Source organism: Bdellovibrio sp. HCB290, assembly GCF_047305925.1.
Lineage (GTDB): Bacteria > Bdellovibrionota > Bdellovibrionia > Bdellovibrionales > Bdellovibrionaceae > Bdellovibrio.
In genome coordinates this window covers 2,612,908-2,629,701 of sequence record NZ_CP178620.1, presented here as the reverse complement: position 1 = coordinate 2,629,701, position 16,794 = coordinate 2,612,908, and the positions used below count along the sequence as shown (strand labels likewise).

General features: G+C 46.1%; 18 protein-coding genes. 8 read left to right on the top strand and 10 right to left on the bottom strand.

Features of this window, described 5'->3' with window-relative positions; genetic code table 11:
* Nucleotides 1-100 precede the first annotated feature (100 nt).
* A complete protein-coding gene (locus tag ACLVWU_RS12930; RefSeq protein WP_413575188.1) occupies nt 101-919 on the top strand; it encodes a TIGR02147 family protein in 819 nt (272 codons plus the stop codon).
* Here the strand turns inward: ACLVWU_RS12930 and ACLVWU_RS12925 are convergent.
* The 5 genes from ACLVWU_RS12925 to ACLVWU_RS12905 form a co-directional block, all read right to left on the bottom strand.
* Nucleotides 916-1,344, bottom strand: coding sequence for a hypothetical protein (locus ACLVWU_RS12925; RefSeq protein WP_413575187.1), 429 nt, complete (start codon nt 1,342-1,344; stop codon nt 916-918). The two genes, ACLVWU_RS12930 and ACLVWU_RS12925, sit on opposite strands and share 4 nt — an antisense overlap.
* A gap of 65 nt (nt 1,345-1,409) precedes the next feature.
* Entirely contained in the window at nt 1,410-1,973 is a 564-nt protein-coding gene (locus ACLVWU_RS12920) for a hypothetical protein (protein WP_413575186.1), read from the bottom strand.
* 265 nt (nt 1,974-2,238) lie between these two features.
* Nucleotides 2,239-5,190 carry a proline dehydrogenase family protein gene (locus ACLVWU_RS12915; RefSeq protein ID WP_413575185.1) on the bottom strand — a complete coding sequence of 984 codons (2,952 nt, stop codon included), beginning with the start codon at nt 5,188-5,190 and terminating at the stop codon, nt 2,239-2,241.
* 88 nt (nt 5,191-5,278) lie between these two features.
* Entirely contained in the window at nt 5,279-5,866 is a 588-nt protein-coding gene (locus ACLVWU_RS12910; protein ID WP_413575184.1) for a fumarylacetoacetate hydrolase family protein, read from the bottom strand.
* Complete coding sequence (locus ACLVWU_RS12905) at nt 5,863-6,354, bottom strand: phosphoglycerate mutase family protein (RefSeq protein WP_413575183.1); 492 nt, start codon at nt 6,352-6,354, stop codon at nt 5,863-5,865. The genes ACLVWU_RS12910 and ACLVWU_RS12905 overlap by 4 nt, the downstream gene beginning before the upstream one ends.
* A gap of 87 nt (nt 6,355-6,441) precedes the next feature.
* On the opposite strand from ACLVWU_RS12905, the gene ACLVWU_RS12900 reads away from it, so the two are divergent.
* Entirely contained in the window at nt 6,442-7,341 is a 900-nt protein-coding gene (locus ACLVWU_RS12900; RefSeq protein ID WP_413575180.1) for an Hsp33 family molecular chaperone HslO, read from the top strand.
* A gap of 223 nt (nt 7,342-7,564) precedes the next feature.
* Complete coding sequence (locus ACLVWU_RS12895) at nt 7,565-8,716, top strand: sensor histidine kinase (RefSeq protein ID WP_413575177.1); 1,152 nt, start codon at nt 7,565-7,567, stop codon at nt 8,714-8,716.
* Here ACLVWU_RS12895 and ACLVWU_RS12890 read toward each other — a convergent pair.
* From ACLVWU_RS12890 to ACLVWU_RS12880, 3 genes are all read right to left on the bottom strand, one after another.
* Complete coding sequence (locus ACLVWU_RS12890; RefSeq protein ID WP_413575176.1) at nt 8,713-9,627, bottom strand: hypothetical protein; 915 nt, start codon at nt 9,625-9,627, stop codon at nt 8,713-8,715. The genes ACLVWU_RS12895 and ACLVWU_RS12890 overlap by 4 nt on opposite strands.
* Entirely contained in the window at nt 9,627-10,091 is a 465-nt protein-coding gene (locus ACLVWU_RS12885) for a hypothetical protein (protein ID WP_413575174.1), read from the bottom strand. The genes ACLVWU_RS12890 and ACLVWU_RS12885 overlap by 1 nt, the downstream gene beginning before the upstream one ends.
* A gap of 102 nt (nt 10,092-10,193) precedes the next feature.
* Entirely contained in the window at nt 10,194-11,189 is a 996-nt protein-coding gene (locus ACLVWU_RS12880; protein ID WP_413575173.1) for an isocitrate/isopropylmalate dehydrogenase family protein, read from the bottom strand.
* Nucleotides 11,190-11,499: 310 nt separating this feature from the next.
* On the opposite strand from ACLVWU_RS12880, the gene ACLVWU_RS12875 reads away from it, so the two are divergent.
* The 3 genes from ACLVWU_RS12875 to ACLVWU_RS12865 all read left to right on the top strand — a co-directional run bounded on the left by ACLVWU_RS12875 (nt 11,500) and on the right by ACLVWU_RS12865 (nt 12,909).
* Nucleotides 11,500-12,132, top strand: a complete 633-nt coding sequence (locus ACLVWU_RS12875) for a matrixin family metalloprotease (protein WP_413575171.1) — start codon at nt 11,500-11,502, stop codon at nt 12,130-12,132.
* Between the two features lie 112 nt (nt 12,133-12,244).
* Nucleotides 12,245-12,487 (top strand): hypothetical protein, encoded by a 243-nt coding sequence (locus ACLVWU_RS12870; protein WP_413575170.1) that lies wholly within the window; start codon nt 12,245-12,247, stop codon nt 12,485-12,487.
* Nucleotides 12,488-12,600: 113 nt separating this feature from the next.
* Nucleotides 12,601-12,909, top strand: coding sequence for a helix-turn-helix transcriptional regulator (locus ACLVWU_RS12865; protein WP_413575169.1), 309 nt, complete (start codon nt 12,601-12,603; stop codon nt 12,907-12,909).
* 31 nt (nt 12,910-12,940) lie between these two features.
* On the opposite strand, the gene ACLVWU_RS12860 is transcribed toward ACLVWU_RS12865, so the two are convergent.
* On the bottom strand, nt 12,941-13,360 hold the full coding sequence (locus ACLVWU_RS12860; RefSeq protein ID WP_413575168.1) for a hypothetical protein: 420 nt from the start codon (nt 13,358-13,360) through the stop codon (nt 12,941-12,943).
* 221 nt (nt 13,361-13,581) lie between these two features.
* On the opposite strand from ACLVWU_RS12860, the gene ACLVWU_RS12855 reads away from it, so the two are divergent.
* Nucleotides 13,582-14,472: a TIGR02147 family protein gene (locus tag ACLVWU_RS12855; protein WP_413575166.1), complete on the top strand. Its 891-nt coding sequence runs from the start codon at nt 13,582-13,584 to the stop codon at nt 14,470-14,472.
* Nucleotides 14,469-15,509, top strand: coding sequence for a hypothetical protein (locus tag ACLVWU_RS12850; protein WP_413575165.1), 1,041 nt, complete (start codon nt 14,469-14,471; stop codon nt 15,507-15,509). The genes ACLVWU_RS12855 and ACLVWU_RS12850 overlap by 4 nt, the downstream gene beginning before the upstream one ends.
* Here ACLVWU_RS12850 and ACLVWU_RS12845 read toward each other — a convergent pair whose 3' ends face one another.
* Complete coding sequence (locus ACLVWU_RS12845; RefSeq protein ID WP_413578793.1) at nt 15,510-16,793, bottom strand: Hsp20/alpha crystallin family protein; 1,284 nt, start codon at nt 16,791-16,793, stop codon at nt 15,510-15,512. It abuts the gene before it with no gap.
* Between the last annotated feature and the right edge of the window lies 1 nt (nt 16,794).

Below are 16,794 nucleotides of genomic sequence, written 5' to 3'. Positions count from 1 at the left end.
ACGGCAATGGTTTTCTATGGAACACCGCTTTACTTAAATAAAAACAATATATTTACTGATTTGTAAATTCATGGAATTTTGAAAATGGTGAGGTTTTCAAATGAACAAGCTGCAAATCTGGCAATTTTCCAACTATCGCGACTATTTAAAAGCGTTCGTGCAATATCAGCCCAACGGCGGGCGCGGTCAGGCCAGCAAGATTTCGACAGCCTTGGGGATTCATACGACTTTGTTCAGTCAGATTCTGAATGGTCATCGTGATTTAACTTTAGAGCAGGCCTCTTTGTTCTGTGATTTTGACGGAATGAATGGGTCCGAAGCCGATCTGTTCTTGAATATGGTTTCCTTTGAGCGTGCGGGGAATGAAAGTCTTCGCAAAAAGTTAAAGAAACAGATCGAGGATCAGAAATCATCCTTCGCCGAAATTCGCAAAAGAATCGGGCCCGTTAGCAAAAAACTGACGACTTACGATCAGTCCGTTTTTTATTCCAGCTGGAAGTACTCGGCTATTCGCATGTTGGCGTCCTTGAACAAAGTCCCTGACTTGAATGAAATGGCGCAGTTGTTGGGACTGTCACGTCAGCGTCTGACCGAGATGGTTGAGTTCATGCTGGAAAAAGACCTGTTGATCGAGGAAAAAGGTCGCATTCGAATTGGCGCGGCAAAAACTCACGTCGAGAAAAAGTCCCAGTGGGAAGTTCGTCATCACACTAACTGGCGCACTCGCAATCTGACTCGGCTGGAGACTATTGCGGATCATGAGATCTGTTTTACGGTGCCGTTTAGTTGTACCAAGAAAGACTACGAAAAAATCCGCGAATTGTTATTTCGCGCGATCGAAGAGGCAGCGAAAATTGTCGGAGAGAGTAACGGTGAAGAGACCCATGTGTTGTGCATGGATCTTTTTGATATGATCTAGTTGATAATTCTTCCTGAGCTTAGATCCCAGTACATGATCTGATCGATTTCTGGATTCAAAGAGTATCCATTGAGTGTGGAGCCTTCGATGTCAAAACGGATACTGATTTTGAATTCTTCGTGGGGGATGAACGTAATTTTTGGGAAGTGTAAGAAGCATTCTGTGTCAGGAATAAAAGTATTTAGAGATTTAACACAGTAATAATCCTGACCGTTCTTCCAGGATTTTTTGCCATCATTTTGAAAAGCAAGAAGCTCTTCAGAGTTCAGTCGAGAATACAAAACATCTGCAAGTGGGCCGGATACGGAAGCAGTTGCACCGAATTCATCAGCGGCGTGAAAATTGATCTCTGCAGATTGGATTAATTGAGCTTTTGAAGTTAATGAAGATAGAAGAATGCTGGCAAAAATCATCATCGTTTTCATGGGAAGTCCTTGAGTTTGGCGGAACCGCCAATTGAAGCGGCCGCCATTGCTAAAACTAATTGGAACTATTTAAGAGTTTGAAGTTTCAAGCTGTTTGCTTTCATTTGATTAATTGATGGAGCGGAAACTTTTCCGTTTACATCAATCAACAACCCACATGCAGACTCTTCAACTTTTTCCGCTTTGAAGCACAGAAATTCATTTCCAATTTTTACACCTGATCCAAGCTCTTCAGAGTCCATCTCTTCAATTTTGGCCATGCCATTCCAAACTTTGACTGCAGCTTCACCGTCAAACATAACCAGTCCTGCAGCCTCTTCATCGTCAAAGATTGCAACTACTGGGATGTCAGTTTTTTCCATAGAAGTGATATCTTTAAAGCCAGTCACGCAGCTCATGCCAACTGATGCTGTTCCGCAAAGAAAGTGATCGTTACCTTTTGCATCGCCTACTTCTACCTTAGCTTTTAGGTTTTTGTGCATGACATGGGCCAAGTCACCAGTGATAGCTGCGAAAGCGCCCTCTTCACTTGCAACCACGATATGTAGTGTGCCGCCGTAAAAATCAACTTCAGCCAAAGCCGCTTGAGAAACCAGAACCATTGCGATGGTTGCGATAATCTTTTTCATGTGAATACTCCTTTGTATTGTTCGTTAATTGGAACCACGAAAAGGGTTGTATCCAAGGCCAGGAGCGAAAAACAGGACAACGGTTACTAAAAAACTAAAGATATTTTTACATTTTGGTAAACCGTAAAAATGGCAAAAAAAGACCGATTTCAGTCAAAGAAATCGGTCTTATTCGCGAAACTCGCCAAATGTGCCTGCCGCTTTTTGCGGAAGCGGTGCAGAACCGCTGCGGTTCTGCGCTGCGTTCCGAAAAGGGAACTGTTACCTATTCGCCTTCTGCCGGGGCAAAGCCACGGCGAAGAGTGTTTTCAGTTACAGCTGCGGGTTCCATGTATTGCTTGATATAGTCAGGGCCGCCGGTTTTTGAACCGATGCCGGACATTTTGAAGCCACCGAATGGATGACGATCAACCATCGCACCTGTGATACCACGGTTAATATATAGGTTACCCACTTCGAATTCTTCTTTTACGCGCGCGATGTTCGCAGGTGAGCGCGAGAACATACCACCCGTTAGTGCGTATTCAGTGCTGTTTGCGATTTCGATTGCTTGATCCAGATTTTTAGCGCGGATCACTGCCACAACGGGTCCGAAGACTTCTTGTTGCGCCAATTTCGCGTCGCCTGGAACATCACCGAAGATTGTTGGCGGAACGTAGAAGCCGTTGTTTGGCGCGGTTCCTTTGAACAACAATTTATTAGTTTTCTCAGTCTCAGCGATTGTATTCAAAATACGCTCGTGAGCTTCCTGGTCCACAACCGGGCCCATGTAAGCTTTTGGATTTTCCGCGGACTTCACTTCGATAGAACGAGCGGCTTCAACCAAGCGCTCTGTGAAACGATCGTAAACTTCATCCAACACGATCACGCGGCTTGCCGCTGAACATTTTTGACCAGAGAAACCAAAGGCAGAGTAAAGAACGCCATCAACTGCTTCATCAAGGTCGGCATCGTTATCGATGATGACAGCGTTTTTACCACCCATCTCGATAATGCATCTCTTAACGTGCTGCTGTCCTGGTTGAACAATAGACGCACGGTTTAGGATGTGAAGGCCAACTGCTTTTGAGCCAGTGAAAGCGATTGTCGTCGTGAATTTGTGGTTCACGATGTATTCGCCAACTTCTTCGCCCAAACCTGGCAGGAAGTTCACAACACCTGCCGGGAAGCCAGCTTCCTGGATCATTTTCATCAAGCCCCAAGAAACCAATGAGGATTGCTCTGCAGGCTTCATGACGACTGTATTTCCAGTCACAGCTGCTGCTGTCACCATGCCGGCTAAGATCGCCAATGGGAAGTTCCAAGGAGCAATAACCGCCGTCACACCACGTGATTTGTAGATGTAATGGGATAGTTCACCAGGAAGACCACCCACGCGAAGCGGTTTTTGAAGGTTGCGCATATCGCGAGCATAGTAACGACAGAAGTCGATCGCTTCGCCCACATCACCATCGGCTTCCGCCCATGGTTTACCAACTTCAAGCACTTGAGTCGCAATAAGTTTAAAGCGATCGCGTTGCATAAGGTCAGCAAGTTTATCCACCAAAGCAGCACGTTCCATAGCCGGAACGTTTTTCCAAGTTTTGTAAGCGGCTTGTGCCGCTTGCATCGCTTGTTCTGCTTGTTCGATCGTGCCCATGTGGACTTTAGCCACAACTTGAGAACTTTCAGAAGGATTCACGCGGTCAAAGATTTTAGCAGATGTTTGCTCTTTGTTATTGATCATCAATGGCACAGTCACTGGAAGTGTTGCGCGCATCTCGCTCAAAGTCTTTTCCATTTTTTCGCGATCAGCTTTTACAGCGAAATCCAAAAGTGGCTCGTTGTAGAACTTGCCGGGCTTTTGCGGGATGATTGCAGATGTCGGAGTCAAACCAGAAGCAGGATCTTTCAAAAGCTCCGCCGTGGTTTTGTTGTCTGCGAATTTCCCACGAAGCCAGGATTCATTCGAAGAGTTCTCAAGCAAGCGACGAACAAGGTACGCCATGCCTGGGATCAATTCACCCACGGGAGCGTATTCACGCATGCGGTAACCCATCTCGACGATGGTTTTTTTGATTGGCTCGGCCATGCCGTAAAGCATTTGGAATTCCAAAGCGTCTTTAGGAATGTTCAATTGTTCGGCGTAAAGCATACAAGCCGCGATGGTTCTTACGTTGTGAGACGCAAACGCCGGGCGGATGTATTTGATGTTTTCCAGGAAGTATTTTGCGCACACTTCGTAGTTCGCATCAGACTCTGCTTTGTTCGTGTAAACCGGAACCGGCCAGCCACGTTGTTCAGCTTCGATAGTTTCGTAATCCCAGTAAGCGCCCTTAACCAGACGAACCCAGAATGGAGTGCCACGTTTTTTTGCGAAGTCCGTCAGCGTTTTGCAGTCTTCGAAGGAATCACGCAGGTAAGCCTGGATCACGATACCGAAGAATTTGTAATTTTTGAATTCGTCTTCATTGATCAGCTCGGTGAAAGCTTCCAACGTCAGATGTTTGACGGAGTATTGCTCCATATCCAAATTGATGAAGACACCTTTTTGCATTCCCAGACGGAAAATAGGGCGCATACGATCTTTAAGGATTTTTTTGGATTCATCCCAGGCAGAGTCTTTGATTTGCGAGTAAAGCGCCGTCATTTTGACAGACACGTTTACTTTTGGAATTGCACCTTCGTGATCGCGATCGATCTGAGGAACTTCGTCCCATTTTTCAGCGTCTTTCGCAAGCCAGTCTACAAGTTCGATGCACTTGTTGGAATATTCCTGCGCTTCTTTTTCAGACAGGATTGCTTCGCCCAAAATGTCGACAGTGAAAGTCATTTTGTTTTTACGCGCTTTTTTCAGAACTGGAAGAGCGTCGTCTGGATTTTCACCCGTGATGAACATTTGCGCCATACCAACAACGTTTTTCTTAATGGCACCAGCCATCAAGCCCGGTGCCAAAGAGCCAAGACCAAGTCCCACGTTGAATACCGGAGGAAGCTTTCCGCCGTCTTCAGCGAAGTATTCTTTCAAGTGGCGGGCAACTTCGTCGCCGGAGTTGATTGAAGGAAGCACGTCCACGAAGCGGAACATGTTGGTTTTGAATTTTTCATTTTTCATACTCCATTCCATGATGGAGCCATACCAGAAATCTTTGGAGAAGATGGAAGCCTTGGATTGGCTTTCCATACGTTTCATAATCTCTTCGCCGCGCGCGACGATCTTCGATTGGATATCGTTCATAACTTAAGCTTCCTTGTGCCGGCGAAATAGGCCAGCAACTTTACCTGTGAGTGCTGGAATATTTACTCTGTGGCACAAGAAATTCAAGCTATTTGACGCTCCATTGGTGCGTGATTTTTCCCACGATTTCCGCTAGCAAAATATCGCCCGGTTTGATCTGACCAACTCCGGCAGGGGTGCCTGTCAAAAGCAAGTCGCCGGCGACCACAGGAAAGTGCTGACGCACATAGTCTATCTGTTCTTCAAAAGGGAAAATCATCAACGAGGTGTTGCCGTTTTGGCGGAGTTCGCCATTGACCGTCAGTTTGATGCCGATATTGCGCAGCTCATCCAGGCTCTCTATTGGAAAGAAGCTGGAAAGTGGGCAGGCCTCAGTAAAGCTTTTCGCCAAAGTCCACGGCTGCCCTTTGGATTTTAATTTGGATTGCAATGTGCGTTCAGTCAGATCCAACGCCACGCAGGCCGAAGAAATTTGCAAGTTCTCATCAAATTGCAAAGCGATCTCCACTTCGTGGTGAACATCGGTCGTCCATTTTGGCAGGTGAATTTCTGAAGCCGCGACCGTCGCGCAGCTTCCTGCCTTCAAAAAGACCAAAGGTTCAGTGGGAACTTCATTGCCCAGTTCTTTTGCGTGTTCGACGTAATTTCGACCGATGGCCCAGATATTTTGAATCATGGAGAGATCCTTTTTAGCTCTAAGAATTTGTACATCCCATCCTTTGCAACCTCAAAACCGACACCCTGGCACGGAGACCAGTGGGAAAAACGGTCTTCCGATAAATCAGTTTCTGAGGGAATCACGGACATGGCTTCAATCACCCAGTCATAGTGAGAACATAAGTAAATCACTTCATTTTTAGACTCTGCCGCCTTTTCTAAAAGCGTGGAGATGCGTTTGCGAAAGACTTGCAGGGATTCATCGCCATGTTGCTCTAAGAGATCTTCCTGGTTTTCCAGGGGAAGCTTGAAATGCTCTGACAGAGGGCGAAAAGTGCTGTGAGTGCGTTTGCGCGGCGAAACCCAAAGATGAGTGGGAATTGGCATTTCATTTTTAAGGACCAAATCCAATAGAGTGGACGCCTGATTATGGCCTTCGGGTGTCAGGTCGGGATCACCTGAGAAATCCATGGCTTTTTGGGCGTGGCGAAAGATATAAATCTTCATAAATCTGACTCTGCTATTGAAGCTTGAAATTATAGGGCCGCTTTGCTAGTTTCGGCTGTTATTTTCTATCTATTTCGGGAGTTTGTCATGGGTAAAGAACGCGTTCACCGCTATGTCTCCAAAGATCTGACAGTCCGTATTGCTGCAGTCAATGCGACAGAAGTTGTTCGACACATGCAGGATCTGCAAAACACATATCCTTTGGCTACGGTGGCAGTTGGTCGCAGCATGGTGGGTGCGTTGTTGATGGCGGCGAATTTAAAAGATGGCCAGCAGGTGGGACTTTTGTTCCGTGGAAACGGGCCATTGAGCAGCGTTTATGCGGAAGCCAGCTACGAAGGTCACGTGCGTGGTTACACTCCAAATCCGCAGTATCAACCTGAAAGCTACGACGGTGGTCTAAGCTTGAAGAATGCCATCGGTATCGGTCTTTTGACAGTGGCGCGCCATCAGCCATTTCAAAAGCAACCATTCCAAGGAACAGTGGAATTGGTTAGCAGTGAAATCGGCGACGACATTGCTCACTACCTGCATCAGTCACATCAAATTCGTTCACTGGTTTCATTGGGTGTGTACCTTGATAAAAATGGTAAGGTGCAAACAGCGGGTGGTATCTTGATCGAAGTGATGCCTGGCGTGGAAGAAAGTATGGTTGAGAAAATCATCGCGAACTACGAAAACAAAAAACCAAATATTTCAAAAATGCTGAACGAAGGTGCTACCTGCATGGATCTGGTAACTCCGTTCATGGAAGGCATTCCATTTGAAGAAATCGAACACAATCAAACGGTTGAATATTCCTGCCCTTGTACAAAAGCCCGCGTGATGCGCGCTCTTGAAGCGATGGGAGAGGAAGAGCTTCAGGACATGCTTGATAAAAAAGAGGAAGTCCACGTCACTTGCCAAGTCTGCGGCAAGCCTTACGATGTCTCTTTGGATGAAGTGCAAGAGTTAAAAAATCTAGTGCATCGCGAGTCGATGAACTAAGGTAACAGTTCCCTTTTTGTACTGCCTCGCAGCACCCGCTACGGGTGTGCGGACGTCCGCAATCGCATTGTCAATCGGTCTCACTTTGATACGTCATTCGGGAAATGGCACCTGTCAATCCCTTGAGCGCCCAAACCCGCCGTGATCATCGGCGGGCTGGAGCAGTCCTTGCTTATATCAAGGTATGATAAAACCGTCCCTAGCCCTTATTAAACGAAGCTCAATGCCCTGGATGACCGTCTTCTTGGTGGTTCTGGCATCAGTTTCTGTTTTGAGCTTCGTACTGGAAGTGAATCGAGCTCAAGGCGCTGTGGCCCAATACTTTTCGATTTGGGAAGAGGACATCGCCAAGTCCCTGCTAGTTAAGCAGGATTCCACGTTGTTGGATAAAATTCTGGGGCAGCTAAAAGAAGTTCATAGCTCTGTCGCAAAAGTCTCTGTGAAATCTGTAGAAGGCTCTTGTTCATTCCAAAGCAGCATTCCCATCACATTGTTTTCTCTGCCAGCAGGGCAAGTGCAGGTTTGCTATAGCACTGCTGACCTGGGTTTAAAAACTGTGACTTCGCCGATCTTTTTGATCGGTGTGTTCCTGGGCTTGATGTTGGTTTCCTTTGGCTCACGCCGTGAGTTGATTAACAGAATGCAGGAACAAAAGCTTCAGTCAGAGCTTGAACGCAATAAAGAAATCTCCGAAATCTCCCGTCAGGTTGCCCATGATATCCGTGGTCCACTGATGGCATTGACGACATTGACCCAGCTTTCCCATGAAATGAGCAACGAGAAAAAGGAACTTTTAAGTCTGGCTGTGGGTCGAATTCGCGGTATCGCGGATGACTTGTTATTGCGTGGACGAGCATTGACTGGTGGGGCTGAGGCTTTGCCAAAACAGAGAACGCTTCCAGGAGATCAGACTGACATCATTCAAGTCGCGGATCGTCTTTTGAAAGAATATAAATTTTCCTATCCGCAAATCCAGTTCACCTGGCACCAACACGTGAAAGCAGAAAAGTTGGAATTGCCATTGGATGAAATGAAATTGCTTCGAGTTCTGGGAAATATTCTGAACAACTCCATTGAGGCGGCTCCTGAATCAGAAGCTTCAGTCAGTATTTCACTTTTGGATCGCGATCAAAACTGGTTGTTGCAAGTCATGGACAATGGCAGCGGCATTCCCGAAGAAGTACTTCCACAGCTAATGAACGAAGGTAAAAGCTTCGGTAAAGAAAACGGCAATGGCCTGGGATTGTACGATGCCCGCAAAACTTTGCAGGCTGTCGGTGGTGATTTGCAAATCCGTTCCCGCGTCGGCGTGGGAACCCAAGTCATCATGGTCATTCCTAAAATCACCGCGCAGATGTCAGAGCGAATTTCTTAATTTTCGACTTCAATTCCCAAAACATTTTCGATGGTCTTGTCGTACTTGTCTTTTTTGCGGGGCTTGCCTGCGCCGGGATCCTTTCGGACCTGGGCTTGGTCCGCTGAAAATACCCTGAATACATCCGCCGATTTTTCTGCGGCAGAGACTTTGAAGTGGTATTCCTTGTCTTTGCAATAAGCCGTCATCTTCACGGTTTCATTCAACCGTTGAGTTGAATTCAGCTGAATTTCGGAAACGTTGAAGGTGGTGATCTTGGTTTCGATGACGGAAGCAGGTTCACCCAGAATATTTTCGATCGCGCAGGGGAAGGTGATGGTCAGGGGAGTTCTGTCACGAATCGCCAGAGTGTTCGGTATTGCTGAAGCGGTCGGGGATGTTTCAGGAAACTCCAGCTTGGTGATCATAAGTCCCCATGGATTTTCCAGGGTTCTTTCCGTGCTTTCAATTCTAAGCTTCGTCGTGACATACAGACTATTTACGCGGCCCGGAGCCTCGTTCATCTGCAAATTCAAAAGCGCACTGAACTCATCACCTTCAAGTTGGCTTAAGGAGATCAAGAAGCCTTTTTGGTTCAAGGACTTGCTTTGAATTTTCTCGCGCAGACGCTGAACCTCTGCAATTCTTTTTTCACGTAGTTGTGGAGACATCAGGAAGGTCAAAGAGGTTTGCGACTGCCAAAAATTATTAGAGTCGTAGGTGAAATATCTTTCCAGGTATTGTCTTAGAAACGTACTTTTTTCCAATTCAGTCAGCTGGACGGATTGGGCTTGCGAGTTGTCGGCTCCGGCCATGTCAGTTGTTATGGCAATCACTCGGGGATTTGATTTTAACTGCCAGTAAAGCACGCTGACTACAGAGCCCCAGACGAAACTTGCCGTAAACAGAATCTGCCAGAGGTGTTTTTTCATCACTGACCTTTTTCCAAAGGCAGGATTTCAATCATCTGGTCGCGGTGATATTTCTTATTTGGACCGTCATCCACCCACTGGTCAATTTTGTACAGACGAATCTGTGCTTTGCCACTTTGGAAGTAGCGCTTGTCAGCATTTCCTTTGGTCTCTTTCAAAAGAGTGGCCGTGCCACTCTGGAAAAAATCCAACTGAGCTTTCAGTTTGTCATTCTCCATCTTGGCCATATCGATCTCTTTGTTGTCATCAAAGTACATATTAGCTGCAATGGCAGAGATCACACCAATAATCCCACCCCAGTACATGGCATGCAGTTCGGGGCGTTCGTCATCTGGAGCAGTTGCTGCTCCCGCAATGGCGCCGACACCCACACCGGTCAGGGTCGTGGCAAGACGACTCTTTTGGTTGGTGGCGCAGGCCGTGAACAAGAAGCACAAACTCAGAAGCAGAACAGAATTTTTCATATCATAATGCTAAGGATGTTTAGGCTGCGAGGAAAGCAAAAAAACAAAGGCCGCTTAAGTTTCCTTAAGCGGCCTTTGCTATTATTAAGATTGCTTTACTGATTACAGTTTTTGGATGATGGCATCAGTGAAGGACTGAGTTGTGCCCTTACCACCCAAGTCACCAGTGCGGGCATTGATATCAGACAATGCTGCAATCAAAGCCTTCATGATGGAATCGGCTTTGGCACCTTCACCCACGTGTTGGAGCATCATCACAGCGGATTGAAGCAAAGCCGTTGGGTTGGCTTTGTTTTGTCCTGCGATATCTGGTGCGGAACCGTGAACGGCTTCGAAGATCGCGGCCTTTTCGCCGATGTTTGCGCCAGGTACAACTCCCAAACCGCCGACCAAGCCCGCGCAAAGGTCAGACAGGATATCGCCGTACAGATTTTCAGTTACGATCACGTCGAATTGTTGTGGGCGAGTCACCAACTGCATGCAGGCGTTATCCACGATAACATCCTTCGTTTGGATGTTCGGGTACTGCCAACCCACTTCTTGCGCCACTTTTAAGAACAAGCCATCTGACATTTTCATGATGTTAGCTTTATGAACGATGGCCACTTGCTTGCGACCGGTTTTTTGAGCCAGGTCATAAGCATAACGCGCGATTCTTTCAGAACCACGGCGAGTGATGCGTTTGATGCTCTCTGCAGTGTTTTCGTCTACCATGCGCTCGATACCAGCGTATAGGTCTTCCGTATTTTCACGCACGATCGTTAAATTTACGTCAGAGCAAACACATTGAACGCCTGGAAGGGAACGAACCGGGCGCACGTTGGCGTAAAGGTCAAATTTTTGTCTCATGGTCACGTTGATGGATTTGTGACCTCCACCTACTGGAGTTGTCGTAGGTCCTTTGATCGCCAGTTTATTTTTATTGATGGAATCAACTGTGTTTTGAGGAAGAAGGTCGCCCAGTTTTGCCAAAGCGATTTCGCCGGCTTGATGCTCTTCGTATTCGAACGGAGCATGAACGTGTTTCAACACGCGGATTACTTGGGTCATGATTTCAGGGCCAATGCCGTCACCAGGGATTACAGTCAGTTTCATCATATTTCGCCTTTCAGAATGGTAGAGATTTACCAAGTTTGGGCTCAAACCTCAATAAAATGGTTTTAAAGTTCCCCATTTGCGGCTTGGGGGTGTCTAAAACTTTGACGTCAGAAATGCATGTAAAAACATGTACTTATGCCGTTTACGCAGGGTTGACTGTGAGCTGAACAGGAAAGTGTCTGTCTCACTGGCCGTATGCCGAAAACTGTAATTGTTTAAAATGTGTGGAATTTCATGATCTTAGGGGTGTCCCGGTGCTGGAGCAGGGTGGTCCTTTCTTTGTAATAGAAACGATCAGGAGGACACGCTTATGTTCAAATACGTTGGAGTAGCAGCACTTGTAGTTATGGCTTTTTTATTAGAAGCCTGTGCTCCGAAATCTCAAGAAGCCTGCGGTTTTTTGCAAAACAGCTATGGCGAGCGTGTTTCCTGGAAGGCTGACGTGCCTGTGACTATGTACCTGCATGAGTCAGTTCCCGCTGAGTTTATCCCAGCAATCGTAAGTGCCGGGCAGACCTGGGAGCGCCAGACAGGGCGCAAACTTTTTAATATCGTAACGACTCCTCGAGTGAGTGGGCCCAACCAACCTCGCACAGACGGCAAAAACGTTATCTATTTTATGACCAATTGGGAGAGCGAAAAAGCCTCTGAACAAGCCAGAACTACAGTTTTGTGGACTGGGGATCAGATTCGGGAAACAGATATCCGCGTTAATAGCAAAATCGACCCGGAAACGAATAAACCGTTTTTTAACTTCTACTGGAATCAAGGAACTGGATCGGGAGTGAATATTGAAGCCCTGATCCTTCACGAAATGGGTCATGTTTTGGGTCTAAAGCATAACGATGGTGGCGGTTCTGTGATGGCGACGTATCTTAAAAACAACGACGACCGTACAGAGCTTTCGCACGAGGATACGACGGACCTTAAGTGCGAGTACTAGTGACTCGGCTTGTAAAAATTTTTATGTAAGTTTATTTAAGTTGAGAAGTGGATTTTTAGAAATAGACTTTTATGTCGGCGCCCTGAAAGGCGCGCAGAATCAGGAGTTCGCGATGAGAGTGATTGGTAAAAACGAGACAGTACAAGTTGAAGCAACGGCGACTTCTGAAACTTTCCGTGGATCATTCGTTCCGTCAGAATCGGTTTCACATACTAGTTATCACGAACTGTCTGATAAGCCCGTACAAGAGGTTGATGAGATCAACCAACTGCACACTAATCTAGAATTACTTTATAGCATGAAAACACGTTTTAGTTTTGTTATGCGCGAAGTGCGTTATCTTTTGAAGGCCTAAACGCCGTTTAATTAACTCTGAGTAAATAATTACCTATTTTTATATGTCACCAAACAGATGTTAGATGACATATAAGAAATTTTCGCATTTAGTGTTCTCTAGAGGAGAACACCATGCAGGACATCAGTAATACAACTTGTGCACACGTATGTATCCCCACTGGCGGACTTCATCCTGTCGTTTCACGCCAATTTCAAAAATGGGGTCTTACGAAAACCGAAGGTGACATCGGTTTGTTGCTATTGAAGGGACTGAGTCTGCGCGCTATCGCGCAATCTCGCGGAACTTCAGAGACTACTGTTCGACAGCAAGCATTGATTCTATACAAGAAAGCAGCCGTAGAGGGACGTCATCAGTTAGCGGCATATTTCCTGGAAGATCTTTTGAATCCTTGCCAAGTGCCTAAGTTCGAACTGTCATAAGGGACCTCACGGTCCCTTTTTTTATCTTTTATTAGAGTTGGATTTCGCGAGGGCCGAACTGTGGTGTGATGATCACAGTTACGATTCCTTGATCGGTCGTCAAAGTCATCTCTGTTGACAGTTTGTCACCATTTACAGAGTCGAACGTGGAAACTCTTGATCCGTTGTTGAACAGACCTGCCGTATGAATTGTCGCGTAGTAATTCGCTTTGCCGTTTTCAATGTGCATAACTGGTTGTGAGCTGAAGCGAGCAGCCACATTCAAATTAAGAGCAGTCGGGCAGCGGAACAGGATTTCTTCTTCTACTCCCATCATTTTAGTTACTGAGCAAAGGATTGCTCCGTCATCGTAACGGATCACTTGGGCGTTTACCGGGTACCATGGGCCACCAGCAAAAGCGGATAGGCTGACTAGGGAAGACAGAACTGTTAGGGAAAGAATTTTTTTCATTTTAAGGCTCCTTATTTTTTTAGTCGTTTTAAGGTTATTTAACGTTTGCTTGTTGCGGCAATTTGTAAGCGGTGTAGTCTAAAATTTCAATTTTTCTGAAGTTTCCAATTCCACTATCCGTAGTCAATCTTGAATACAGTAAATAATTCAGTAGTTTATGGAATAGGCTTTCGTTAATTTTGATTTAGGTGTATTCAAGGTTTCGAAAAGAGCACGATTCAATGACTACACTTGCGCTAAAACCACATATTATGGACTTCGTCGATTACCGCCAGTTTTTACAGGCGTGGTATCGCTATAATAAGGAGCGATCGCCGACCTTTTCTTTTGGCACTTGGACTTTGCAGTGTGGATTTAAAAGCCGCAGCTTCTTGCAACAGGTTTCAATAGGAAAAAGAAATCTGGGCGCAGATTCAGTCCCGGCGGTTTTGCAGTCGCTGAAATTAAGCCAGGTTGATTCCGAGTATTTTGAAAACCTGGTCGAGTACACTCACGCTGCCAATATAAGACTTAAAGAATTTCACTTTCAGCAGATGCTTCGTCTTAGTAAAAATCAAAATGGAAAAAAGGTAGGGGACGTATTCAACTTTTTACGCAACCCCAAAACTCCGCGAGTCCATTTGCTCCTTACCTTAAGATCTTTGGATTGCACGGTCTCTTATATCGCCAACACTTTTCAAATCACTCAAAAGGAGTGTTCGGAGATCCTGGAAAGTATCGAAGCCTGTGGGTTAGCCTATTTTGATGAAGAGACTCAGTGCTGGAAGGCAACTGATCAGCACTTGGAAATACCCACGGAGTTGGGAAGTGTAGCTCTTCTGGGATTTCACAACCGCAGTTTGATCGAAGCGCAGGACGCCATCAACTGGCCGGTTCAGAATCGTCATTTCGGGACCTTGCTGATGACGATGGACGACAGTGAGTACCAAAAAGCGAAACGCGACGTTGAGGAATTCTTCGATCTTCTTGCGGTCCGGTACCCTTCCAAGAATTTGGAAGGCGCTCGTATTTTTCAAATGAATATTAATCTGATTGCGACCAGTGGCGTTTTAGTGGATACGCCGCCGGAGCAAAGTCAAAGTGATGAAAACCTCGCGGAGGCAAATCTATGAAGAACATTCTTTTGTTTTTATTTTCTTTCCTGATGGTATCGCAAATGAGCCAGGCCAACACCGTACGTATTGGCAGCGGTGGCGACTCCCAGGAAGGGGAGCAGGTGCCTGAGGAATTGTTGATCGATACTTTGGATAAGATCCAGCGAGACGCACAGTTTTTAATTCACAGCTGGATGTGGAATCCGGAGAAGTCGCCTTTGACAGCTGAGCAATTGGAGCAGCTTCGTCAGATCGTTATCAACACTCCGGTTGAGGTGCTTCGCGAAAAAGCCTGCACTTTGGGAAATGAAGTTAAAGATGCCGTGGCATACAGTTCGCCGACAAATAGTATTTGTATCAGCACCTTTGCCTTAAAATCAAAACTGAGAATCGATAACTTTAAATCTCAGGTTTTGGCTTTGATGACTCACGAATATTCACACCTGATTGGTTTTGATGAGACTCAGGCAACAAGTTTGCAGCAGCAGACGTTGCGATATCTGGCCCTGAATGGATATGCGAATCCAGGTCCTCTGCAGGTCAGATTCTATGGTCAGTATGAACGTCACAAGACGTTCAGCAGACTGAGTAAGGATAAGAAAGAACTATATAAATACCTGGCTGACTATGTCGCTGAAGCCAAGACCCGCATGGCAACCTATGACAGTCTGCTGGAAACGGTTTACCCGGCACTTGCGCCTCAGGATGATTTTGGTGCGGATGTTCTGGTTAGAATTAACTATATTGAAATTCTGGTGGATGGGTATCAGGCTTCTCGCGGAGACAATGGCTCCCAGGAAGAATTGGACATGATCTTTAAGGGAAGCAGTTCAATCAGCTCTCAGGATTTCAATGCCCGCATGCGCCTAAAAATGGTGCGGAATTTTCAGAGACCGGGCGACGTATTGCCGCGAATCGGGGTGAAGACTGCCACGGGTGATGATTTTGCAAAGCTGGTGTATGAGATCGAAGAGATGGATCAAAAGATTCAAATCGCCTTCATGAATATCTATGCAGGACGAAATCTGGTGAAGTTCGAATCCGCAAAGCCTTAATCAGGCTTTGCGGTTGAATCCCATGGAAGTCATTTTGGGAATGGTATAGACGACGTAGTCACCATCGCGCTCGCGGGTCATGCCTTCACTTACGATCGGCTTTTCAAAAGCAAATTCCTCGCGGAAAGTTTGAAAGCTGCTGCTGGTGGTTTTTTTGTTTTCATTTTCAATCTGATCCTTGAAGGCGCGCTGACCGGAAACTGTGGCGCGGTCATTTTGAACCGTCACACGCACGGAATCCTTTTCGTGTTCTGGCACGAACGCCCTTAACACGTAAAAATCAGAAGTCTCCTGCATCTGGCTGCCACGGTTTTCTACTTTGTAGAACGGATCCTGTTCTTTGCTTTCATATTTCTCGGCCTGCTTCGTGAATTTCTGACGGGTCGTTGCCAGTTCCTTGGCATACATGTCTTCCTGGATATTCAGGGATTCACGGTTGGCTTCGTTGTTTTTCAAGTAAGTGCTTTGAAAATGCTGATTTTGGTTTTTCAGCTCTTTTTCATAAGCTTTCTTATTTTGCATAACACGTTGGCTGTACTGATTGTTCAGATTCTGTTCCTTGGAGCCCCATTGCTTTTGCTGTTGCTCATAGTCTTTTTTGAACTCGGTCTCTGAACGGGTCAGTTGTTTTTGCTGCTGATCCTGTTGGACCGCTATTTTCTTCTCGCCAGTCTCACGCTGTTTGGCGAAGTCTTCCTCTTGATTTGTGCGCAGCTTGGTCTGTGCCTGCTTGCCTCGCTCCATTTCGTGACTTAGTGTGCGCTCGTTTTGTTCGTGCAGGTTATCCAGGCGTTTTTGGGCAAACGAATTGATCTCTTTCACGTCTTTGTTGTAACGATCTTTGGCCTGTTGAATTTCATTGGCAGAGCGTTCACGAATTCCGTTTATCTGGGATTGGGCATTGTCTTGAGTATCTTTGATTTTCTGATTGGATTCCAGCTGAACAGCATCCAACTGCTCGCGACGCTTATTACGGGTGTCGGTGATTTTCTGATCGTAGTCTTTTTGCAGAGTGGCCGTACGGGCATTGTAGGAATCAGAAAGCTGACTTCTTTTTTGAGCAGAGTCTTCGACCATTTCCTTCTGGCGATCGCGGATGTGATTAACGGCCGCTTCATTGGTTTCGCGGATGTTTTCTTTCTTTTCCGCGTAATAGCCACGCAAGTCTTCAAGCTGACCTTCGTTTTCTTTGGTGATCTGCTTTTTCTTACGATTGTGCTCGGCCTGAAGTTCACTCAGGTCGGCTTGTTGGGATTTACGCGTGGAATTGTCGATAGATGACATA